The organism is Burkholderia sp. AU31652 (assembly GCF_002223155.1).
Classification (GTDB): domain Bacteria; phylum Pseudomonadota; class Gammaproteobacteria; order Burkholderiales; family Burkholderiaceae; genus Burkholderia.
The window spans coordinates 245,672-267,548 of sequence record NZ_NKFG01000007.1 but is presented as its reverse complement, the minus strand read 5'-3'; the positions used below and the strand labels follow the sequence as shown (position 1 = coordinate 267,548).

Annotated in this window: 23 protein-coding genes and 1 pseudogene; 6 read left to right on the top strand and 18 right to left on the bottom strand. The window is 64.9% G+C overall.

Annotation, left to right across the window (positions count from 1 at the left end; all coding sequences use genetic code 11):
- Positions 1-50 precede the first annotated feature (50 nt).
- Positions 51-1,673: a chaperonin GroEL gene (gene groL / locus CFB40_RS33215; RefSeq protein WP_089433696.1), complete on the top strand. Its 1,623-nt coding sequence runs from the start codon at positions 51-53 to the stop codon at positions 1,671-1,673.
- A gap of 111 nt (positions 1,674-1,784) precedes the next feature.
- Positions 1,785-2,039 carry a hypothetical protein gene (locus CFB40_RS33210; RefSeq protein WP_089430122.1) on the top strand — a complete coding sequence of 85 codons (255 nt, stop codon included), beginning with the start codon at positions 1,785-1,787 and terminating at the stop codon, positions 2,037-2,039.
- A gap of 101 nt (positions 2,040-2,140) precedes the next feature.
- Here the strand turns inward: CFB40_RS33210 and CFB40_RS33205 are convergent, their stop codons facing one another.
- From CFB40_RS33205 to CFB40_RS33195, 3 genes are all read right to left on the bottom strand, one after another.
- Positions 2,141-2,704, bottom strand: coding sequence for an Hsp20/alpha crystallin family protein (locus CFB40_RS33205; protein WP_089429694.1), 564 nt, complete (start codon positions 2,702-2,704; stop codon positions 2,141-2,143).
- A gap of 208 nt (positions 2,705-2,912) precedes the next feature.
- On the bottom strand, positions 2,913-3,320 hold the full coding sequence (locus CFB40_RS33200; protein ID WP_089429693.1) for an Hsp20/alpha crystallin family protein: 408 nt from the start codon (positions 3,318-3,320) through the stop codon (positions 2,913-2,915).
- A 15-nt stretch (positions 3,321-3,335) separates the two neighbouring features.
- Complete coding sequence (locus CFB40_RS33195; protein ID WP_089433695.1) at positions 3,336-3,776, bottom strand: Hsp20/alpha crystallin family protein; 441 nt, start codon at positions 3,774-3,776, stop codon at positions 3,336-3,338.
- 255 nt (positions 3,777-4,031) lie between these two features.
- Here CFB40_RS33195 and CFB40_RS33190 point away from each other — a divergent pair, with 255 nt between their 5' ends.
- The 3 genes from CFB40_RS33190 to CFB40_RS33180 all read left to right on the top strand — a co-directional run bounded on the left by CFB40_RS33190 (position 4,032) and on the right by CFB40_RS33180 (position 6,630).
- Positions 4,032-4,415 (top strand): hypothetical protein, encoded by a 384-nt coding sequence (locus CFB40_RS33190; RefSeq protein WP_089429691.1) that lies wholly within the window; start codon positions 4,032-4,034, stop codon positions 4,413-4,415.
- Between the two features lie 286 nt (positions 4,416-4,701).
- Positions 4,702-5,994 (top strand): NRAMP family divalent metal transporter, encoded by a 1,293-nt coding sequence (locus CFB40_RS33185; protein ID WP_089433694.1) that lies wholly within the window; start codon positions 4,702-4,704, stop codon positions 5,992-5,994.
- A gap of 447 nt (positions 5,995-6,441) precedes the next feature.
- The gene (locus CFB40_RS33180) at positions 6,442-6,630 is read left to right on the top strand and encodes a hypothetical protein (protein ID WP_089429689.1); all 189 of its coding nucleotides are present in this window, start codon (positions 6,442-6,444) and stop codon (positions 6,628-6,630) included.
- A gap of 317 nt (positions 6,631-6,947) precedes the next feature.
- Here CFB40_RS33180 and CFB40_RS33175 read toward each other — a convergent pair whose 3' ends face one another.
- From CFB40_RS33175 to CFB40_RS33150, 5 genes are all read right to left on the bottom strand, one after another.
- On the bottom strand, positions 6,948-8,318 hold the full coding sequence (locus CFB40_RS33175) for an MFS transporter (RefSeq protein ID WP_089433693.1): 1,371 nt from the start codon (positions 8,316-8,318) through the stop codon (positions 6,948-6,950).
- Between the two features lie 198 nt (positions 8,319-8,516).
- The gene (locus CFB40_RS33170) at positions 8,517-8,831 is read right to left on the bottom strand and encodes a hypothetical protein (protein WP_046546935.1); all 315 of its coding nucleotides are present in this window, start codon (positions 8,829-8,831) and stop codon (positions 8,517-8,519) included.
- A 226-nt stretch (positions 8,832-9,057) separates the two neighbouring features.
- The gene (locus CFB40_RS33160; RefSeq protein ID WP_089429685.1) at positions 9,058-9,759 is read right to left on the bottom strand and encodes a hypothetical protein; all 702 of its coding nucleotides are present in this window, start codon (positions 9,757-9,759) and stop codon (positions 9,058-9,060) included.
- On the bottom strand, positions 9,747-10,436 hold the full coding sequence (locus tag CFB40_RS33155) for a hypothetical protein (protein WP_089429684.1): 690 nt from the start codon (positions 10,434-10,436) through the stop codon (positions 9,747-9,749). The genes CFB40_RS33160 and CFB40_RS33155 overlap by 13 nt, the downstream gene beginning before the upstream one ends.
- A gap of 266 nt (positions 10,437-10,702) precedes the next feature.
- The gene (locus CFB40_RS33150) at positions 10,703-11,320 is read right to left on the bottom strand and encodes a DUF2878 domain-containing protein (RefSeq protein WP_089433692.1); all 618 of its coding nucleotides are present in this window, start codon (positions 11,318-11,320) and stop codon (positions 10,703-10,705) included.
- A 355-nt stretch (positions 11,321-11,675) separates the two neighbouring features.
- On the opposite strand from CFB40_RS33150, the pseudogene CFB40_RS33145 reads away from it, so the two are divergent.
- A pseudogene (locus CFB40_RS33145) lies at positions 11,676-12,634 on the top strand (alpha/beta hydrolase).
- Positions 12,635-12,719: 85 nt separating this feature from the next.
- On the opposite strand, the gene CFB40_RS33140 reads toward CFB40_RS33145, so the two are convergent.
- From CFB40_RS33140 to CFB40_RS33095, 10 genes are all read right to left on the bottom strand, one after another.
- A complete protein-coding gene (locus tag CFB40_RS33140; RefSeq protein ID WP_089429681.1) occupies positions 12,720-13,691 on the bottom strand; it encodes a MerR family transcriptional regulator in 972 nt (323 codons plus the stop codon).
- A gap of 225 nt (positions 13,692-13,916) precedes the next feature.
- Complete coding sequence (locus tag CFB40_RS33135; RefSeq protein WP_089434017.1) at positions 13,917-14,621, bottom strand: sigma-70 family RNA polymerase sigma factor; 705 nt, start codon at positions 14,619-14,621, stop codon at positions 13,917-13,919.
- A gap of 116 nt (positions 14,622-14,737) precedes the next feature.
- Positions 14,738-15,469 (bottom strand): GTP cyclohydrolase I, encoded by a 732-nt coding sequence (gene folE, locus CFB40_RS33130; protein WP_089429680.1) that lies wholly within the window; start codon positions 15,467-15,469, stop codon positions 14,738-14,740.
- A 135-nt stretch (positions 15,470-15,604) separates the two neighbouring features.
- On the bottom strand, positions 15,605-16,471 hold the full coding sequence (locus tag CFB40_RS33125; RefSeq protein WP_256976953.1) for a hypothetical protein: 867 nt from the start codon (positions 16,469-16,471) through the stop codon (positions 15,605-15,607).
- A gap of 527 nt (positions 16,472-16,998) precedes the next feature.
- Complete coding sequence (locus CFB40_RS33120) at positions 16,999-17,157, bottom strand: DUF2256 domain-containing protein (RefSeq protein ID WP_373452710.1); 159 nt, start codon at positions 17,155-17,157, stop codon at positions 16,999-17,001.
- A gap of 110 nt (positions 17,158-17,267) precedes the next feature.
- A complete protein-coding gene (locus CFB40_RS33115; RefSeq protein WP_089433691.1) occupies positions 17,268-17,801 on the bottom strand; it encodes a chalcone isomerase family protein in 534 nt (177 codons plus the stop codon).
- Between the two features lies 1 nt (position 17,802).
- Complete coding sequence (locus CFB40_RS33110; RefSeq protein ID WP_089433690.1) at positions 17,803-19,020, bottom strand: SAM-dependent methyltransferase; 1,218 nt, start codon at positions 19,018-19,020, stop codon at positions 17,803-17,805.
- On the bottom strand, positions 19,017-19,871 hold the full coding sequence (locus CFB40_RS33105) for a DUF1365 domain-containing protein (protein WP_089433689.1): 855 nt from the start codon (positions 19,869-19,871) through the stop codon (positions 19,017-19,019). Before CFB40_RS33105 ends, CFB40_RS33110 begins: the two co-directional genes overlap by 4 nt.
- Positions 19,868-21,154 (bottom strand): NAD(P)/FAD-dependent oxidoreductase, encoded by a 1,287-nt coding sequence (locus CFB40_RS33100; protein WP_373452702.1) that lies wholly within the window; start codon positions 21,152-21,154, stop codon positions 19,868-19,870. The genes CFB40_RS33105 and CFB40_RS33100 overlap by 4 nt, the downstream gene beginning before the upstream one ends.
- Before the next feature lie 110 nt (positions 21,155-21,264).
- Positions 21,265-21,873 carry a lipocalin family protein gene (locus CFB40_RS33095; RefSeq protein WP_373452709.1) on the bottom strand — a complete coding sequence of 203 codons (609 nt, stop codon included), beginning with the start codon at positions 21,871-21,873 and terminating at the stop codon, positions 21,265-21,267.
- Positions 21,874-21,877: the final 4 nt, after the last annotated feature.

Sequence of the window (21,877 nt, the reverse complement as noted above, 5' to 3'; positions counted from 1 at the left end):
CCGGGTGTTCGTGACACATCGCATCAACGACTTCTATCCAGAGCCACAAGATGAGTGCAAAAGACGTCAAATTCCACGACAGCGCCCGCGCCCGTATCGTCGACGGCGTGAACGTGCTGGCCGATGCCGTGAAGGTCACGCTCGGGCCGAAAGGCCGCAACGTGGTGATCGAGCGCAGCTTCGGCGCGCCCACCATCACGAAGGACGGCGTGTCGGTCGCGAAGGAAATCGAGCTGAAGGACCGCTTCGAGAACATGGGCGCGCAGATCGTCAAGCAGGTCGCATCGAAGACCGCCGACGTGGCCGGCGACGGCACCACCACGGCCACCGTGCTCGCGCAGGCGATCGTGCAGGAAGGCATGAAGCACGTTGCCGCCGGCATGAATCCGATGGACCTCAAGCGCGGCATCGACAAGGCCGTGGCCGCCGTGCTGGATGAACTGCGCAAACTGTCCAAGCCGATTTCCACGAACCGGGAAATCGCGCAGGTGGGTTCGATCTCGGCCAACTCCGACGAGGCGATCGGCAAGATAATCGCGGATGCCATGGAGAAAGTCGGCAAGGAAGGGGTCATCACGGTCGAGGATGGCAAGTCCCTCGAGAACGAGCTGGATGTCGTTGAAGGGATGCAGTTCGATCGCGGCTACGTCAGCCCCTACTTCATCAACGATCCGGAAAAGCAGGCGGCGTATCTGGACGACGCGCTGATCCTGTTGCACGACAGGAAGATCTCGAACGTCCGGGATCTGCTGCCGATCCTCGAGGCGGCCTCCAAGGCAGGCAAGCCGCTGCTGATCGTTGCCGAAGACGTCGATGGCGAAGCGCTGGCCACGCTCGTGGTCAACGCGATGCGAGGCATCCTCAAGGTCGTGGCCGTCAAGGCGCCCGGCTTTGGTGACCGGCGCAAGGCCATGCTGGAAGACATCGCCATCCTCACCGGCGCAACCGTCATCTCGGAAGAAACCGGCAAGCAACTGCAGAAGGCCACGCTCGACGACCTCGGCGGCGCGAAGCGCGTCGAGGTTCGCAAGGACGACACGATCATCATCGACGGCGCGGGCGACGCGCAGCACATCGAGGCGCGCGTGAAGTCCATCCGTACGCAGATCGACGAAGCCACGAGCGACTACGATCGCGAGAAGCTTCAGGAGCGCGTGGCGAAGCTGGCCGGCGGGGTGGCCGTCATCAAGGTCGGGGCCGCCACCGAAGTCGAAATGAAGGAGAAAAAGGATCGCGTCGACGATGCGCTGCATGCCACCCGCGCGGCGGTCGAGGAGGGCATCGTGCCGGGTGGCGGCGTGGCGCTGCTGCGCGCGCGTTCCACGGCGACGAGCCTGAAAGGCGCCAACGGCGATCAGGACGCGGGCATTCAGATCGTGCTGCGCGCGCTCGAAGCACCGCTGCGTGTGATCGCCGCGAATGCCGGCGATGAACCGTCGGTCGTCGTGGCGAAAGTGCTTGAAGGCAAGGGCAACTTTGGCTACAACGCGGCCACCGGTGAATATGGCGATCTTGTCGAGGCGGGTGTGGTCGATCCGACCAAGGTCACGCGCACGGCATTGCAGAACGCCGCATCGATTGCCGGGCTCATCCTGACGACGGACGCAACGGTCGCCGAAGCGCCGAAAGACCCCAAACCGGGGCAGTCGGTCGCACCTGAGTTCGAGCACTGACCCCCGGCAGCGGGTCGTGTACGCACCGGCCAACAGTCGCGGCCGGTGCAAGTCGTTTGGCGCCGCAGGCTGCCTCACCTCATGCGGCGCCCCTTTTTGCCGATGATCGACATGAAACTCGAACTTTGCATCGACTCGAAGCCGCTCGACATCGAGCTTGACGACGTCGTGGCAGGACTGCTGGCTGTTCGGCTCGATTTGCCGGCAAACGCGGATCACCGGGACGCCATCACCCGTTATCTCAACGAGAAGGGGGCGCCCTGGAGCCTCGACGCGGACCACATGCGCCGACGGATTCTGCGCCGACTGATTCTCGATATCGCCGATCCGGCACTCGTGATTCGCTATCTGATGGAGGAAGACTGAATCGGCCCCGCCGGTTCCAAGCGACACGCGGGGCATGATGCGCGTCGACATCCATCAGTTGTCCTCCTGACTCGATCGCGTCGATGGCACGGGAAACCCGCTCAGCCGATATCGATCGTGCGACTGGTGGGCCTGGCCGGCTCCGATTTCGGTACGGTCAACGTGAGGACACCGTTGTCGAATTTTGCCAAGGTGTGCTCAGGGTCGGCATTGTCCGGCATCGGGATCGTGCGCACGAAGCTTCCATGGGCGCGCTCCAGCCGGTAGCAACCGTTTTCTTCACTGCGCACGTCTTGCCTTTTCTCTCCGCGCAGCACGATGGCGCCATCCTCGACGCTCACCTTCAGATCTTCGCGCTCCATTCCGGGCAGTTCGGCGGTCACGCGCAGCACCGGGCCTTCATCGACGACGTCGATGCGCGGCTGGAAGCGCGATGAACTGAAGTCGCCAAACCACCGTTCGAGCGCGCCGTTGCCAGCGAACGGGTCATGAAGGAATTCCTCCATGGCGCGCCATGGTTCTCGTGAAAACAGTCGCGAAATGTCGGGCCATGACGCACGCCCCGGCTCGCCTGTCGGCGGACTGTCCGGGCCTTCCGGATCGGACTTGCGGGTGGCCCCGCGAAGGAACTTGAACGGGTTCCACTTTTTCGGATCGGCATTCATGGCGTCCTCCGATTGATCTCCAGTCTGTTTTGAGCCTGGCGTAGCCGTCCGGTGCGGACACGCGCGCCGTGATTCGCGTCACGGGGATCGTGCGGATCCGGAGCGCGTGTCCTCACCCATACGCCTGCGTCGACTCAGGCAGCGAAGCGTCGCTGATCCTGTTCTGCGTCGACGGAGGGGCGCGTGCTGCGCCTTGGCTCATGACGCGTCAGCGGGTCTTGATTTCGATGCGTCGTGGACGCGCTTCGTCGCGGCGCGGGATGGTCAGCTTCAGCACCCCGTCCTGAAGGCTCGCCTCGATCCTGGACGAGTCGAGATCCGCCGACAGCGTAAACGTGCGGGCGAAATGCGGCTCCCGAACCTCGGCATGCTGAAGCCGCAGATTGGCCGGCGTCGGCACCACGGCCTCGGCCTCGATCAGGAGGCTGCTGTCGTGAACCTTCACGTCCAGCTTGTCCTTCGTCACGCCGGGCAAATCGGCCCACAGCGTGACGCCTTGACTGTCCTCGTAGACGTCGACGGCCGGCACGAGTGTCATCCGGCGCACGGCCTGTTCGGTATCGCGACGCGCAACGGCGGACGCGTCGCGTTCCGCCAGTTGGGTAGTGTCTTTCATGATCGGCTCCCTCTCTTACTGGACAGCGATGGCACGCGGCCGGGACGATTCACGCTTGCCAATACTGATGGATAGACACCCGTTTTCGTAGTGCGCCTGGACCTTGTCGGGATCGGCGGCCTCGGGCAGCTCGATGACCCGCCGGAACGTTCCGGCAAAGCGCTCTTGCGCATAGGTGCGCCGCTCACCCCCGGTGTCGCGTTGTGCCGATTTGCGTTCGCCGCCAATGGTCAGCAGCCCCTTGTCGATCGACACATCGAGCGCGGCGGCGTCGACGCCGGGCGCGAACGCGACGATCTCGATTGAATCGTCTGTCGCGCCGATATTGATCTGAGGGAACGTGCCGAAACGGCTCGCGCGAATGCTGGACGGGAAGCCGCCGAAGCGTTGCGCCATCTGTTGCTGCAGGCGGTCGAACTCGCTGAAGAGGTCGGTTCCGAAATAGAGATCGCTCATGATCTTGTCCTCCTGGCTTGTCGCAGCATGGAGGCGAACGGGCCTACGCGCTCCAGTTCGCCTGCCGGACTGCATGGCAAACAAATCGAAACACGCAGCGCGCGGAATGAAGCGACCCGCGCGTCTGCCTGAGCGAAACTTAAGATAGGAATTCTGCGGAGAATTTCAAGGGGGAAACCCTCATTTTTTGCCCTTGAAATTGTCGCGCTGGACCCTATCATCGCGGCGAATCGGTACTGCGTTACGGAGGGCGCCATGGAATTCGACACGGACTGGATTACGCTCGGCAGACACCGTATTCGGCTGCGCTCGACGAGGGGGTTTCCGACAGAGTCGATGCGCACCGTGGCGGAGGTCGTCCGGCTGGCGATCGACAACAACATGAGCGCGCGGGCTCGGCTCGTCGAGGTCGTCTGCCGGCAGGAAAAGACTTACGACGTCGTCGTGGGCACCACGATGGCGGAGGACAAGTTTTGTGCGCCGCAACTCGAAGCGGCCGTGGCGGTGGTGCTGGGCCTGCTGCCTGACCAGATCAACATCACGGTCACGCCCGTCACGCAAAAGGAGGTCGATCTGCACTTCGGCGTGTATGAGCGGATGCTGTCGGAGAAGCTGGGTACGACGTCGCCGATCCAATGATCGGCCGGGCCGGGCCGGCACGGGGCGGTGCGGTGGCCTCCAGCCGGATCGCCCGCAGCGTCACCGTGCAGCGACCCGGTCGCGATCGATATCCCGATGGAGGGCAGGCGGACCCCGCAACAAGCGGCCGTCCCGCCCGACCAGCGTGACTCGAAACATCACGCAGAAACAAGCGTGAGGGGGAGGCCTCGCGTGATCCACGAGGATCGAACCACCGCGCGTATCGGATGGCGACCGTATTGGACGGGTACGTGAATTGCTGAGGCCGTATCGGGAGGCCGCCATCATGAACGACCCTGAACCGCTCGAATTCGAGAAAACCGCGCCTAAGCCCGCCGGCCCGAACTGGGTACGTCGCCTTGGCCCCGGCTTGATTACCGGCGCGGCCGACGACGATCCGTCGGGCATTGGTACGTATTCGCAAGCCGGCGCGCAGTTCGGATTCGAATTGCTATGGACCCTCCTCCTGACCTACCCGCTCATGACGGCCATCCAACTGGCGAGCGCGCGGATCGGGCGAGTGACCGGCAAGGGGCTTGCATCGAACATGCGGGCTCACTACCCGATGTGGCTGCTCTACAGCGCGGTCGTGCTGCTGATGATCGCCAACGTCATCAACATCGCCGCCGACCTGTCGGCGATGGGCGCCGCGGCCGGCTTGCTGCTCCCCGGGCCGCACCAGCTCTACGTGGTTGGGCTGGGTGGCCTGTCGGTCGTGCTTCAGGTGTTCGTTCCCTATGAACGGTACGCACGCCTTCTCAAGTGGACGGCGCTGATCCTGCTCGCTTATGTGGCGGTTGCGTTGATCGTCCCGATCCAGTGGACCGAGGTGGGCCGCGCGATCGTATGGCCGCATATCGTGCTGCAATCGGACTACCTCACGACGGTCGTCGCTGTCCTCGGCACGACCATCAGCCCGTACCTGTTCTTCTGGCAGGCCTCGCAGGAAGTCGAGGAACTGCAATCCGCGCCGCGCGAGGGGCCGCTTCGCCGCGTTCCCCACCAGGCCCCGGCGCAACTGCGCCGAATCAGTTTCGATACCTGGCTGGGGATGGGCGTATCGAATGTCATTGCCTTCTTCATCGTGCTCACCGCGGCGGCTACGCTGCATGCGCACCACATCGAGGTCAAGACGTCGGCTGACGCCGCGCGGGCCCTTGCGCCGATCGCGGGTCGCTTCGCTTATATGCTGTTCGCGCTCGGGATCGTCGGCACCGGCCTGCTGGCGCTGCCGGTGCTCGCCGGATCGACCGCATACGCGGCGGCCGGCACATTCCGCTGGCGCAATAGCCTCGCCCTGAAGTTGACGCTCGCGCGAGAATTCTATGCGGTCATCGCATTGGCGACCGTGGGTGGTGTTGCCATCACGTTCATGCATTTCGATCCGATCCGCGCGTTGTATTGGAGCGCCGTGATCAACGGGGTAACGGCGGTCCCCATCATGGTCATCATGATGCTGATGGCTCGGAGCAAGCGGGTCATGGGCGAATTCGCCATTGCGGGGCCGCTTGCGTGGGGAGGGTGGCTTGCAACACTTGCAATGGCAATTGCAGCCGTGGGGATTTTTGTGCCGGGATGACGTCCACCAGGCGGCTCGGGCGTCGCAAAAAAGATCGATTGGCTCAGCGTCCCATCCCCGCATGTCGGCCTTCGATGCGTTGCTGGTGCCGTTCGGTTTCGGTATTCGACACGAGCCGATTCATTCGTGCAACGACCGGCACGGGTGTTCATCTGGAACGGCAAAAGGACGAAGGAGCGCAGAGCGGTGACGCGTGACCTTGGCGACCACCGAGCAAACTGAACTCGAAGCGCTGCTTGTTGTCCATCACGAGTGGCTTGCGTCCACCGCTACCTTGAGGCGATGGAGCAGGTGGCCCGGGCGCCGGCCGCTGTGGTGCATGCGGCAAGCAAGGCGATGGCGGGGGATTCGCCTCGCGCGCCGCGTCATCGCAGCGACATCTTTCTCGCGTAAATCTATGGCACTTCGCCAGTCGGCGAGGTACCGTTTTCTCAAGGAATACCGACCATGGCGGCAAAACGCCTTCGCATCAACATGATTACCCGTCGCCAGTCGACGTTCGATGGCCGGCATCTCGACACCGAGGCGGCGCGCCGCCTCGACGCGCACACGCAGGACGCGACGCCTGCTCATCTGAAAGGCACGCAGGGCGCCGAGGCCGAATGGCAACCACGCGTGAAGGTCAGCGAACGATAATCCGGCGACGCCGGGCGACGCACTGCGCGACAGCACCGATCGCGCAGTCCGGCGGCTCTCCCCATTTCGATCGAGATGGAACCCGTTCGCCGGACGGCGAGCGCCGGATCACGAACGTCTCGGCTCGCGTATCGCGTCCTGTCGTCAGACCCGCGCCGGACGGGGCGGGTTGCTGTTCTGCGGCGCCCGGCGCCGTCTCGCGGCATGTCGGCCGCCAAAGCAGTCTCGATGCACCCGCAAGCCGTGTCCATCTCGCGCCCGTGACGCGATAGGATCGCGGCCGCAGGCGTCAGCGCCGGCCTGAGCGGGCCCATTCGTCAAGTGACCGGCGGCGCGTGCCCGTGATCGCCCAATCCCCGAGCGTCGTCGTATTCCCGCGAAATATCCTTGTTCGTATAGTCGCCGAGCTTCGACGCGGCGACCACGCTCAGCACCGCACACACCAGCACGTACGCCGCGATCGCATACCCCGAGTGGTAGTAGGCAAACAGCGCGGTCGCGATCAGCGGCGCCGGGCCACCGGCAATGACCGACGCGAGCTGATAACCCATCGACGCGCCGCTATACCGCAGCCGCCCGGTGAACGATTCGGCGATCAATGCAGCCTGCGGCCCATACATCATCGAATGCGGGACCAGCGACAACACGATCGCCACGAAGATCCACACCGGGTTCCGGCTATCGACCATCGCGAAGTAGACGAATCCGAACACGCCGACGGCAGCCGCGCCGATCATGTACATCCGCCGCCGGCCGATCAGATCCGACACGTGCCCGAACAGCGGAATGGTGACGAACTCGACCACGGAGGCGGCCAGCACGGCGGCCAGCAGCAGTTCGCGCGTGACGCCCAGCGCCGTGATCCCGTACGTGAACACGAACGCCGTATAGATGTAGAAGGGCGCCTGTTCGGCCATCCGCGCAAACGCCGACAGCACGATATCCCGCGGCTGCTTGCGCAGCACTTCGAGCATCGGTGTCTTCTCGATCCGGCGCTCGGCCAGCAGCTTCGCGAAGATCGGTGTCTCGAGAATATTCAGGCGGATATAGAGCCCGATCGCGACCAGCACGACGCTGAGGATAAACGGCACGCGCCAGCCCCACGTCAGGAATGCGTTGCCGGAAAACCAGCTCATGGCCAGCACGGCAAGGTTGGCGAGAAACAAGCCCGCCGGCACGCCGAACTGCGGCCACGACGCGACGAAACCGCGATGCGCATTGGTGCGCGCCCACTCCATCGACATCAGGACCGAGCCGCCCCATTCGCCGCCTACGCCGACGCCCTGGATGAAACGCAATACCGTGAGGATGACGGCGCCCCAGATGCCGATCGCGGCGTAGGTCGGAACGAAGGCCACGGCGAACGTGGCGAGCCCCATCAGCAACAGGGTCACGATCAGTGTGGCCTTGCGGCCGATGCGGTCGCCGTAATGGCCGAAGATCGCCGCGCCGACCGGTCGTGCGACGAAGCCGACGGCATAGATCAGGAACGCCTGCAGCGTACCGACGAGCGGGTGGGATTGCGGGAAGTACAGCTTTGCGAAGACCAGGCCGGTGACCGTGCTGTAGAGGAAGAAGTCATACCATTCGATCGTGGTGCCAATCGTGCTGGCGATGACGGCGCGGCGTAACTGGCGCCGGGCTTCCTCGTCGGAGAGGGGCGTGGCCGCGGATTGCATGGCAGCCATTTTGATATCTCCCGGAACAGGGCGATAGAGAAATTAACCATACGCCCCGCGACAGGTTCCGGCAAGCGCGGGCGACGCATGGCTGCCTCGCTGCCCGGGTCATTCTTTCAGCGATCCTTAAATATCATAATATGACGTTTGACCGTCATTCGTCGCGGCGGCGTGATCAGCGGTGGACCAACCAGGCCCGCTCACCATTTATGCGTCTTTCAGCCAGGGCATTTCCACCGGTGACACGACTAGCTGCCGGAATTCGCGTTTCAGATCGAAGATGAACCCGACCAGGATCATGGAATCGGCGTAAGGAATCGGAAAGACATGCGGATTTTCCGGCGTACGCAACGGACGCTCGGGGCTGTCGACCGTCGCTGCGGCGTTCTCGCGAACGCTTTCCAGTTCGTCGGCCATGGCCGGACCACTGATTTGCAGCACGCGGCTACGCAGGTCACTGAAGGGCTCGATGCGCGCAGCGTCTTCGTGGTATTCGGGCACTTCGTAAACGAACCAGGACATTTTCGTCTCCTGTGAGAAGGGGCGCTATTTTAACGCTGCGCGAGGATGCGCCGAGAGTCGGCCAGGTTGTGCGGCGGCCGAGGTTGCTCGAGGTGGCCTCACGCATCCCGGTAAGCCGGTCTGGCCAGCGATAACGCACGCCGCGATCCGAATGGACCACAGGCCGGCTGTTGCTGCGATCGATTGCTTCGATGGCGGCATCGAGCATCGTGTTCACGAGCCCGGTTTATCCTTCCTGCTTGACCGCGGCAGACATGTACTGCTCGCGGACTGCCAATCCCCCGTATGGCAGGTGGGATGCGGTGACCGTCGCTACGTAATCCGAATAGGCGTAGCTTACCCGTGCAACCGCCACGGGTTTGCCTATCAGCGATTCCAGCGTGGTATCTCCCGACACCGATGTGGGTGCGCCGAGCACATCGTGCAGATGCCGGACGGCGATCTGCCAGCTCAGTCGTGTTTCCTCCACGGACATGTCGCGACGGTACACATTGATGGCCATCAACGTGCGATCCGGCGCGAAACTGAACCATATTTCGCTCACGGGTGGGCCGGTCGAGCCGAGCATTTCCGCAGGCACGCCTCGACAGCGCAGGTAGCGTAAGCCTCGGGTCAATTCGACGCACTGCGCGTTGTATCGCGGCATTTTTTCCAGCACGTCCGCTTCCGTACTGCGATCAAGCTGCAGGCCGAACGCGGGACGTTGCGGGGCCGCTGATACACCTTTCTCCTGCAAAATGGCTTTGTTCCGAATCGACAGCACCGTTCGGGAATCGACGGAATCCACTGGACACTTCACGCCCAGCTCGGTGAGGAGCCGTCGCCCTTGGGTCGTGTGCAACCAGCCGATGCCGGCAACACTCACGGAGAGTGCCGTAGCGACCCACGCGATCACGTGGGTGCTTCGCACCGCCGTCAGCCCGTACATGATGTCGCAACCGTCGGCGGAAGATACACCGGGCCGCCGGGTGTGGCGCTGATGATGGTATTACGCAAATTGAAGAGGATAGGCACCGCACTGAACTGGAATTTTGTGCCGACCGGGATGCCGGCCGAGTTTTTCTCGGTGAGCGTGTACGTTCCATTTGTCGTCGACGTCAGTGCGGCAAAGTCTGCGGCCGGGAGTTTGCTTTGCAGCGTCGCGACGAGATCCACCATGAACTGGTCGAACACGCAGCCTGGAACGCCGACGTCGTTATGGGCTGTCGTCATGTCTTGACACATCTCCGGTTGAGCGTCGATGTCTCCGGCCACCTTGACTGGGCCTGGGTAGGTGTACGGACCGCCGAGGAGCGATTCAAACTGCAGCGTGAGACATGCTTCAAGCCGCGCAGGCGTGTCATGGGCGGCACTGCTGTGGCTGGCATTACCGGTTACCGCCGCGAAATAGGGCGCTTCGACCGGGTCCGCCAACAGGCCCGCGACAGCTGCATCGACCACGCCGGCCACCACGCCGGGGGCCGCCGAATCACCGCCGAGCGCGGCCCAGATGGCCTGATTCTCCGGGTGTTGCGCTGCCACGGGCGCAATGTCATCTCCGCCTCCGCAAGCGCTGAGCGCGAACGGCGCCGCTGCGGCAACGACGATACCGATGAAAAGCTTCATGAGTTGTCTCCTCTGGATGCCATCGCGACGCCATTTCCCGAGGTGGGACGCCAAGCATCTTGGCTGGATGACATACGCAGATACGATGGAGGCGCGAGAGCGGATGCAGCGGCGGGTTTGCCGTGATGGAGCAGGTATTACGAGAATTTTCTCCATTCGAGTTCACTAAAGAACTTGTTCAACGACTCATTTTTGGCATCGTCAATGCGAACGATTCGCGTGCTTCGCATGATCGGAGATAAAGCCGGCTTGCGAGGCTCCCGGCTCTATCCGGCGCGGGCGTCGTTCATGTCGTCTGCGCCGGTTGGCGCAGGAGAATGAGGCGTTACGCCATCCCAATGGCTTGCAATCGCAAGCGCGGCCGGCAAGATGAACGCCCAGCCGGTTGCGACAACGACGAGCGCTGCGGCCGGATCCTTGAAATGAACGGCTCCCAGCGCCGCACCAGCGCGAAAGGACGCCGGGCCGGCGATCGCGCCGACGAGCGCCGAGATGAGCGGTCGCGCTCGAAGCCAGTGCAGCACGGTATTGAGTTGAATCGCGAACAGCGCCCACAACCCCGCGAGCCAGTACGGCGCTGTCCCTTTGAGAAAAACGCCGTCCGGGTACACGAGCAGGCCGGAATGGGCAACGGCGCTGTCCCATAACCATCCGGACACCGTGACCGTGATCACAATCCGCGCCTCGGATGTGGGTCGACGCGCGAAGAGAAGATGGCCGACTGTCGCGATCAGCGCATAGGTGACGCCCCACGCGGCGTGATGCGATGCGGCCGTCATCACGCAGACCAGCCATCCTGTTTGGGTGGTCGCGAGATAGACGTATACGCGAGCGACCCCAGACTTTTGCGTGCGGGACGTCAGTTGATTGGGAGTGCTTCTCATGATCGTTCGCGCGGGATCAGTAACGGCATGCTCGCCATGCCGCACCGTCGACGTTGCATCTCGGGGAAAACGGCAGGTAGAACGTTCATGGCAGACAGGTCTCGCTATCGTCGACGAGCGGATCCACCGCCGTACGATTGCGTCGCACGGAGCGATTGCCGGCATTCCGCGCTGATTCATCTATCCATTTCACATACGACGCTCCATTGCGGACGGATGCACTTGCGCAGGGAAGATCGGGATGTCGTTAAGGGGGGCGGCTGCCGTGCGATGCATGCATCCGCTTGCGCGCAAGCTCCGTAAACGACATACAAGCCGGCGGATGCGGCCGGAATCGTCAGGTGTGAGGATATTCATGAACATGAAAGTCGGACTTGCCGTCCTGTCGGTGCTGCTCGCGGCCGGTCTCCTCGCCGCGTGTAGCCCGGTGCGGCTCCTGAATGCGCTGACGCCGAGCTACACGTTCAGCCTTTTCGCCGGTATCCCGTACGGATCCGGCGAACGCCACGTGCTCGACGTCTACTTGCCCACGCGCGTCTTGCATCACTGGCCGGCCGATGCGAGTGCGGGCGCCCCGGTGGTCGTGTTCTTTTACGGCGGAAGCTGGCAGTCCGGCGAGCGCAAGGACTATCTGTCGTGGGAGAGGCGCTCGCGTCGAGGGGTTTTGTTGCCGTCTTACCCGACTACAGGACGTATCCGGCGACTACCTTTCCCGGTTTCGTCGACGATGCGGCGCAGGCGGTGGCGTGGGCGCGCGAGCATGCAGTTGCGTTCGGCGGCGATCCACGTCGCCTGTTTCTGATGGGGCACTCCGCGGGTGCGCAGATTGCCGCATTGCTTGCGACCGACGGCCGCTATCTGGCGGCACAGGAGATGCGCAAGAGCGATATCGCTGGTGTGATTGGCCTGGCCGGGGCTTATGATTTCCTGCCGCTGCGGGACACCACGCTTGAAAGGATCTTCCCGGAGGAAGCGCGCGCCGCGAGCCAGCCCATTCGATTCATCCAGGGTACGGAGCCGCCGATGTGGCTGGCCGTCGCGGAGAACGACACGGTGGTCGAGCCCGGCAACACGACCCGCTTCGCGCGCGCGTTGCAAGACAGGGGCGATACCGTCGTGGTCATGCGTTACAGGAACGTGAGCCATGCGTCGATCGTCGGCGTTCTGGGCGCGCCGTTGCGAGGCGTGGCGTCCGTGCTCGACGATCTCTCCGCGTTCGTGGATCGCGTCGCGAATGCGTCGAATGCCGGCACCACGAGCAGACAGCCGACGTCGCCTGCCGCAGCGGCTCGGGCTTCGGTTTCGGCTCAGTGATCGAGGCAAGCCCCGCATTGCACGCGAAAGCGCATCGCCACCTGTCGTCGCGGCCAGGCCGCAACGGCCGGCGGCGCTTGCCGCGCTACAGCGCCTTCAGTTCCGGCGTGGTTCCGCCCAATCCCTCTTCGCGAAGAATGACGGCCAGCGCCGTCTCGAGCAATTCGGCTGCCCGATTCGCCGCGTCTCCAAGGTGGCGATGCAGCAGCGCATCGGCCGGCGATCGCGACACGCATTCGTCGCTGTATCGCTCGAACGCACCGAGCTGCATGATCAATTCGGAGAGATGACGCGGACACTCGCATTTGACGGTGGTGGACAGGCCGCTGAGCGACGCGAGCGTCGCGTCGTCGAAGCGTCGCCGCGTGCGCAGCCAAAGCCCGCGATCCGCGTCATTCGATTGGCGCGACTTGACGACGGCTTGCGCCAGTCTCGACATAATGGCTATCGGGTTGGTCTGGCCTTCCGTCGACCGGAACAGCTCGAACCCCGACAGACGCGCCAGCTCGACCGCCTCTGCCGTGCCGAACGCGTACACGACGGCCACGGCGTGCGCGTTGAGCTGTTGCGCCACGGCAGCGAGCTGCGAAACGACATCCTCATGGAGCGACGTGGTCGTCGCGATGAGGGCGTCGACTGGCGTACCCGCATGCGCGCTCGCGTCGTCGATCGAGTCGATTCGCGCGGCGATCCGGATTCCCATGCGCGCTATCGCGGATTCCGGAATCGAAAGCGCGCCGACGACCGCGAGGCGCACGCTTGTCTCGTGAAACGACGGGTCACGCGTATTCGTCAACGACAACGCCTCGAGTTCCTCGCGGCTCAGGCTGGCGATGGACCCGATCGCGTGGCCCTGATTGACGAGCGTTTTCAGCAAACGAATTCGCTGGACGTCGTCGTCCGAGTACATCCGTTGTCCGGACGGCGTTTTGGGCGGAGCAATCACGCCATAGCGCCTTTCCCAGATTCTCAGCGTGGCTGCCGGCATGCGCGCCAGGCGCGCGGCCTCGCCGCTGCGATAGCGGTGCGGCGTATCGCGATCCTTGCGAGGGGGCATCGTTGCTCTCCTGAAGTCGACCTGCTGTTGTCTCGGGATTGTACGCAGTTTGCGTGAAATACGAAGCAGGAAAGTGATTCAATCGGCGGGCTTTCGTCCGAAAAGGTGGTTCGTGAAGCGCGAGCCGGCAGCATGCTTCGGAGCGGCACCGCTCGGTGTCGCGAGGTTGGTCAGGACGCGCGGAGGTGTTTCGAGTGTCCTCGAACCGCGAAGTGATTCACGCGCTCATGGCTCGAGATACGTCTTGAGTCGCATCAGGCTGCGCCGAATCCAGCTCTTCATCGTGCCGAGCGGCACCTGCATGCGTTCGGCCAGCTCCGCATAGGACGCGCCGCCATGAAACGCTTCGCGCAGCACATACGCCTGCCGCTTGCCCAGATGCGCGAGCCCGCGCTCCAGACGCAGGCGCTCCTGGCTCGCCTGCGCACCGAGATCGGGCGTCGGGTTTTCGTCGGGGATCGACAGCGCCAGTTCGTCGTCGAGCGGAAGCTCGCGGCGCTGCCTGATCCGGTCGATGGTCCGATTGCGTGCGAGCGTCATCAGCCAGGTCATCGCCGTGCCGCGTCCGGCGTCGAATGAATCGGCGCGACGCCACGCCGTCGTGAACACGTCCTGAAGCAGGTCTTCCGCTTCGTGGCGGTCGCGGATCATCCGGACGATCGCCCCGTACAGCCGCGCCGCCGTCAGTCGATACAGCTGCGCGAACGCGTGCTCGTCGCCGGCGGCGACGAGCGACAGCAACGAGTCGAGTTCCGCATGCGGGTCGGGTGATTCGTCGGGCTGAACGACCGCATCGGCGGTGAATTCGGTTCTGCCGCCGGGGCACGACCGCCCGCGGGACGCGCCCCGGCGTGGCTGCCTGCCTGAATGCAGCGTCGTCGATCGCCCCTGGCCGGAAGACGGGCGGAGTGAATCGTGCGAACCGTTCATCGGGAACTCCGTATGGCTTTGCGCGTCCTGCTGTTGCGCGCACGCGGTGACGAGCGGGCGCGGCTCATGGCCGGGCACGGTGCCGGCACATTCGTCACGAATGCCCGTCGTGCGCTTTACGCATTCTTTCCGGACAACAAGGCGAGAAACTCTCGGCGAAGCGATGCGTCCGCGAGAAATTTCCCGCGCATCACGCTGTTGGTCATTTTTGCCTGGTCGTCCTTGGTGCCGCGCCAATGCATGCAGAAGTGCTCGGCCTCGAGGACGACGGCAAGCCCATCGGGCGAGATGCGCGATTCGAGGAGGTCGGCAATCTGCTTGACTGCTTCTTCCTGGATCTGCGGACGCGTCATGACCCAGTTCACCAGCCTGCCGTACTTCGACAGGCCGATCAGATTCGACGCGGCGCTGGGTAGTACGCCGATCCAGATGCGGCCCATGATCGGGCAAAGATGATGCGAGCAGGCACTGCGCACGCGCAGCGGCCCGACGATCAGCAGCTCGTCCAGCCGCTCGACGTTGGGAAATTCGGTGACGGACGGCGCCGCGTCATAGCGGCCCGCGAACACTTCGCGGATGAACATCTTCGCGACGCGCCGCGCGGTTTCGCGGGTGTTGTGGTCGTTGTCGACATCGATCACGAGCGAGCGCAGCACCGCTTCCATTCCCTGCGCCACTTCGTTCTGCAGAGCATCCAGCTCGCCGTCGCGCAGGTGCGCGGCGATGTTGTCGTTTGCATGGAAGCGCGCGCCCGCGCTCTCGAGCCGACGACGGATGAGGTGCGACAGGGGAATGCCCTCGTCGATCGCAGTCAGGGTGTGCTCGGGAGCGTCGATCAGATTGCCCATTTCGGTTCTTTTCTCGAGGTTAGGGGGTCATGCGATGGATCGCGACTGAGGCGATGCGGTGATTTCCCTGTGTTCCTTGCGTAAAAATCGGCCGAACGCCGCCGCTATTTCGACGACGCGCCGACCGGGTGACGCTCACCTGCGCGCACGCGGGCGTGCATGGCGGCCCGGCAGCGTCACCGGAGATCCGGTCCTGATCCCGCACGACGGACCGACTGGCGTTGGCGGGGCGCAGCCGCCGACGTCCCGGCGGAACCACAACATAGGGTCGTTCGCCGTCGGCTTCGCTGCGAGCATGACGGCGGCGGATTGTTGCAACTGGGTCAGGACGTATGTTTGGTCGATACGTCCGCCGACCGAGTGAAACAGGTGGAACCCTGCAAGGCGGATCAACGAGAGGGCCTGCGCGCTGCCGTACGCATAGATGATCGCGGCCGCGCGGACACGGCGAGCCTGCGCCAGCGACACGAATTGAATGGCCAGATCCATATGCAACGACGAGACCTCGGCGATCAGGGCGTCGACAGCCAGGCCTGGCTGTACGAGCGCCCGCGACACCGACTCGACGCGCTCGCTGACGTGCAGGCCGAATTGCTCGATCGTTTCGTCGGAGGCAGTCAGGCCGCCCGTGACGAGCAGCGTCGGACACGCGCGAGCCGCGACGGTGTTCGATCGCCGTTCGGGCAGTGCGCCGTTCAGGCAGGCGCTTGCACACCCGTCGGTCAGCTGCGGCGAGCGGCGCCGGCAGCGTTGGCCGCGCTGCTGCGCGGCGACCCGCAAGCGCGATGCGATCGACCGGTCGGGCGCCGCACCGACGTGGTGTGACGGGCTGCGTGCCGGGGCAACGGACACGCGCGCCATCAATGAAGCCGGACACGCCGGAAACCGGCGCGGCTTGATGTCGTGATTGCGTGTTGGCACGGGGCCTCCCTCGGTCGATTCATGCGGCACAGCTGGATTGTATGCAAATTTTCCGGGAAGTGAAGCGGAAAAGTGATTCATGAAATAATTTGTGCTGGACGTTTATGCGTCAGTTGTCGATTCAGCATCGGAAAATTGCGCTTTCAGCACGTGAATGCTTATTTCTGCAAGCGCATTGCGGGTCTTTGATGCATGCGAAACGACTTTCAGGGTCAACGCTATGGCGACAACGACCGGTGGGGATGGGGCAGAAAGTACGCCGGAAGGGGGCGATTTCGATACGTGAATCAATCGTGTCGCACATTTTCGAGTCGATGCAGCAGGATCCGGCCTGCGGCCGTTTACGCCAACGAACATGACCGCGCATTCCCGCCAGCGTCGTGCAACTGAGACAGGGCGGCGTGAACCGCCTGGAGGCAACCGGGCATGCTGCAATCCAGACGGCCGTGGGGAAGGGGAAGGTGGAGGGCCGCGCTCACGAGCGCGCCTGCGCGCGCCGGTGCCGATCGATCCCGGTTGCCCGAAACAGGGGCGAGCATTCCGTCTCGGCCAGATCGAAGCGCTATCCGGGCCCGCGCGCTGCTCGCGACCGGATCATCAACGCGAAGTCAACGACGTTCAGCGTTCGTCTTCATGCGGGAAGGCGGCCGCCGATTCCGACGGCAACGCTCCGAGCAATATCGGACTTCGTCCCACGCGGCTTTCCATTTCTTTCTCCAGCTGAAAGGCAAGCCGCAGGTCTCGCAGGTCTTCTCGGGCAAGTGCATCTTGTTGGCCATGGCGAATCACGCGTCGAGACGGATCTCTGACGCACTGCCCGGCCGAGCAACGTTGCCGCGTCGATACACTGGATCAGTCGCCATCGCTCACTGTCGAATCAGCGCGGATCGTCGCCCAGCAACTGACGGCGCAACGATTTTGCCCGCGTGCGCGGGTCGAGCCAGATCGCGAAGAATGCACGCGCGAACGCCGGGTCGGTCACTTCGGCCGTGAGGCGGCCGTTGGTGTAGAAGCGTGCGCCGCGCTCGGGCACATACACGCCGCACAGCACGTCGCCGCGCGATACGTCGGTGAACGCCCGTTCGATATCGCGGCGCCATGCATCGAGCGTCGCAGCCGGCAACGGCGCGGGTGCGAGGCGCTCGATCTCGTCCATGCCCGTCGAGACGAGCCGTTCGCCTTTCACGTCATGACGGTAGGCCAGCGACAACGCAAACGGCGTGTCGAACGCACCCGGGGGCCGGGGCGCCCACAGCTGGGCATCGTACAGACAGATGCCCAGTATGCAGAACCGGCCGGATCCGATCAGTCGCGCCGATGAGATGTCGTCGACGCAGTTCGCGCCGGCGAACAAGGGTGCGGCAAGCGCCGCGGCCGCGACTGCGGCGAGCATCGCAAGCCGGCGCCTCATGTCAGCCGCCCGGCGACACGATGAAATGCATCACGTCGGTCCGCCGCTCGGCAAATCCCGCTTCGCAATAGGCGAGATAGAGGCGCCAGGTGCGAATGAACGTCTCGTCGAACCGTTGCGCGCGCACCGAGTCGATGCGCGCCTCGAACGCGGCGCGCCAGGTGCGCAGCGTGCGCGCGTAGTCGTCACCGAACGCGAACACCGGTTCGGCGGCCAGGCCGGCCCGCCGCGCGGCATCGACGAAACGCGCCGGGCTCGGCAGCATCCCGCCGGGAAAGATGAACTCGCGAATGAAGTCGCTCGACGTGCGATATGCGTCGAATAGCGACTCGATGATCGTGATCGACTGAATCAGCGCGCGAGCACCGGGCTTCAGGCGCTGCCGGAGCGTGTCGAAGTACACCGGCCAGAACGTTTCGCCCACGGCCTCGAACATCTCGATCGACACGATCGCGTCGTATTGGCCGTCGACGTCGCGATAGTCGCGCAATTCGAGCGTGACGCGATCGGACAGCCCGTCGCGCGCCATGCGCTCGCGGGCCAGCGCGTATTGCGCCTGCGAGACGGTGACGCCATGCACGCGGATGCCTTGCCGTGCGGCATGCGCGGCGAACCCGCCCCAGCCGCAGCCGATCTCGAGCACGCGCATGCCGGCGCGCAGGCCGAGCGAATCGACGATGCGCTGATACTTTGCCGTTTGCGCGTCGGCGAGCGAACGCTGCGCGTCGCCGTCGAAGCATGCGCTCGAATACGTCCACGTGTCGTCGAGCCACAATCCGTAAAAGTCGTTGCCGAGATCGTAGTGCGCGTGGATGTTGCGGCGGCTGCCGGCCCGCGTATTCATCCTCAGCCGGTGACGCAGCGCGTACCAGAGGCGTGCCAGGCGGCCGCCGGTCACCGTCTTCGCGATCACCGGCTGGTTGCGGATCGCGAGACGCAGCAGCGCGACGAGCTCGGGCGTGTCGATCCAGCCGGCGCGGTACGCTTCCGCGAATCCGATGTCGCCCGCGCGCAGGATCGCACGGCACGCCCGCCAGTCGCGGACCTGCAGCGTCGCGGCCGGCCGGCAGTGCGGATCGCCGAACACATGCTGCGCGCCTTCGGGCGTCACGAGCGTCAGGTGACCGTCGTGGATTTGCCGGAGCAGCGCGATGAACAACCGGGCCGACAGCGGCATCGCCGGTTGCGAGGCGGGAGACAGCAGGCGCAGCAAGGTCATGGGCGAGCCTCGTGATCGGACATCGCCGAGCGGCCGTGTGGCGACGCGCCCGGCGAACGGGACAATGGCGAATCGGCAGCGGCAGAACGGCCGAGGGGCGTCCTGCCGTGGAACGGCACGCGCGCGAGCCACAGCCGCAGCGCTTGCCAATGAATGCGCATGACGACGTTGACCGCGTTCAGCGGCTGCCGGGCCAGCGCGCGCCATGCGCGTGCCGCCGTCAGCGGCGCGGACCGCATGCCGATTGCCGTGCGCAGCAGCAGACCGTCGTCGTCGCGATAGTCGATTGCCACGCTCAGATGATTGCCGCACTGACGCACGCGAAACGCGTAATCCCCGACGATGTCGCAAAACGGCGAGACATGAAACGCCTTGCGGCAGACGAGCACGGTGTCGGCCTCGATCGGCGCGTGGCGCATCGCACTCAGCAGGTAGCCGTGGTGCGCACCGAACGTGTTGCGCACGTCGGCGTACAGCGCGCGCAGCCGGCCCGCGCGGTCGTAGCAGTACCAGAAGCTCACCGGATTGAATGCGTAGCCGAAGACGCGCGGGATCGTCTGCAGCCAGATCGGGCCGTCGGCGGGAATGCCGGCGTGCGCGAGGACATCGCGCATCCACGGGCCGAGCGCGCGGCCGTCGCGCGGGCCGTAGTCGCGGGAGGCGAGCGCGAGCGGGGCCCGGCGATCGATGCCGAACCAGCCGGCGTCGATCTCGTCCAGCCGCTCGACGTCGCAGCAGACCTGGAATAGCGGGTACGCGAACGCATGGCGCACCGGCCGCAGCCGTTCATGCATCACGGTGCCGACGAGCAGCCGGGCGGCCATGCCGTCGCGGGCAAAGGGCGCGTTCATGGGCAAGCCCAGGCCGGCGCGACGCCGAAGCTGCGGGCGACGCGCAACGCCGATTTCAGTCCATCCTCATGGAACCCATAGCCTGTCCACGCTCCCGCGTACCACGTATTGCGCCGCCCTTGCAGCATCGGCAGGCGATGCTGCGCATCCACGGCCGCGAGATCGAGCAGCGGATGCGCGTAATCGTAGCGGCCGAGCTGGGTGCCGGGCGCGGGCTCGTCGACCGGATTCAACGTGACGACGACCGGCGAGCGGAACGGCAGCGGCTGCAACTGGTTGAGCAGGTAGCTCACGCACACGGGCGATTCGCCGCCCGTGCGCCTCGGCCGACCGCCCAGGTAGTTCCACGCCGACCACACGCGCCGCCGGCGCGGCAGCAACGCCGTATCGGTATGAAGCACCGCGACGTTGTGCTGGTAGCGCACGGCGCCGAGCACGTCGCGCTCGGCCTTGCTGGCATCCGCGAGCAGCCGCAGGCTGGTCGGCGCATGGCACGCGAGCACGACCGCGTCGAAACGCTCGTGACCGGCTGAATCGGTCGCCACCGTCACGCCCGCGTCGTCGCGCCGTATCGCGCGCACCGGCGTATTCACGCGCACGTCGTCGAGCGTCGCGGCGATGCGCTCGACGTACTGCCGCGCGCCGCCCGCGACGGTGCGCCAGGTCGGCCGGCTGTTGACCTGCAACAACGCGTGATTCAGGCAGAAGCGCAGGAACGTCGCCGCCGGAAACCGCAGGATGTCGTTGGCCGCGCTCGACCAGATCGCGGCCGCCATCGGCAGCAGGTAGTGATGCTGGAACGAGGCGCCGTAACCGCCGGCCGTGAGCAGTTCCCCGACCGAAAGACGCTGCCGGCTCGCCGATTCGAGGTGATCGTGCGCGGACGCGTTGAAGCGCAGGATGTCGCGCAACATCCCGAGAAAGGTCGGCGAGAACAGGTTGCGGCGTTGCGCGAACACCGTGTTCAGGTTGCTGCCGGCCCATTCGAGCCGGCCGCCGTCGACCGAAACCGAAAACGACATGTCGGTCGAATGGGCGGCCACGCCCAGTTCGTCGAACAGCGCGACCAGGTTCGGATAGGTCCGGTCGTTGAACACGAGGAAGCCCGTATCGACGGGGTGGCGTGCGCCGTCGAGATCGACGTCGACCGTGTGCGTGTGACCGCCGAGATAGTCGGCGGCCTCGAACAGCGTCACGCGGTGACGGCGGGCCAGCAAGTACGCGCTGGCCAGGCCCGCGATGCCGGCGCCGACGACGGCGATCCGCCGGCCGGGCCGCGACATTGAAAGTTCCGGGTGCATCGCGAAGGGTCTCCGTCAGTCACAAGAGCAGGTTCTGGAATCACCTGTGCTCATATACGACGCACCGCGCGCGGCGGATGCAGGTGCGGTGTTCATTCGCGATCGCCGGGCGACGCGAAGCCCGGCTTGCCGAGCTGGTCCGGTGTTTGCGGCACCCGCCTGAAGCGCGATGTGTCGTAACCCATCGCATCGAGCCGGGCGAGCAGCGAGCGATAGGTGGCCTCGTCCATCGTCGGCGCGCGCGAGAAGATCCAGCCGAGCGTCTTGCCCGGGTAGCCGAGGATCGTGTACCGGTAGTCGGGGTCGACGTAGAGCGTCAGTTGCGTGACATACACGGGCCAGAACAGCCGCACGCGCCATTCGCCACCGCCGCTGCCGGGCTTGACGGCGTCGACGAACCGATAGTGCTTCTCGGGCTGGTCGAAGCCGCCGTCGCGGCCGACGAATGCGTCGTCGATCCGGCCGTCGTCGCGCAGGCGCCACTCGGCGCGGCTGCCGACGAAGCCGCGTTCCGCGAAATACGGGATGTTCGCGATCACGTACCAGCGGCCCATGTAGCGCGGCAAGTCGACGGGTACGGTCGACAGCGGAACGGCGGCGCGCGGATTCGGGTTCGGCGGGCTGCCCGAGCACCCGGCGGCCCCGATCGCGAGCGCCGTCACGACCGTGGCGGCGACGCGGCGGAGAACCCGGCACGGGATCGCG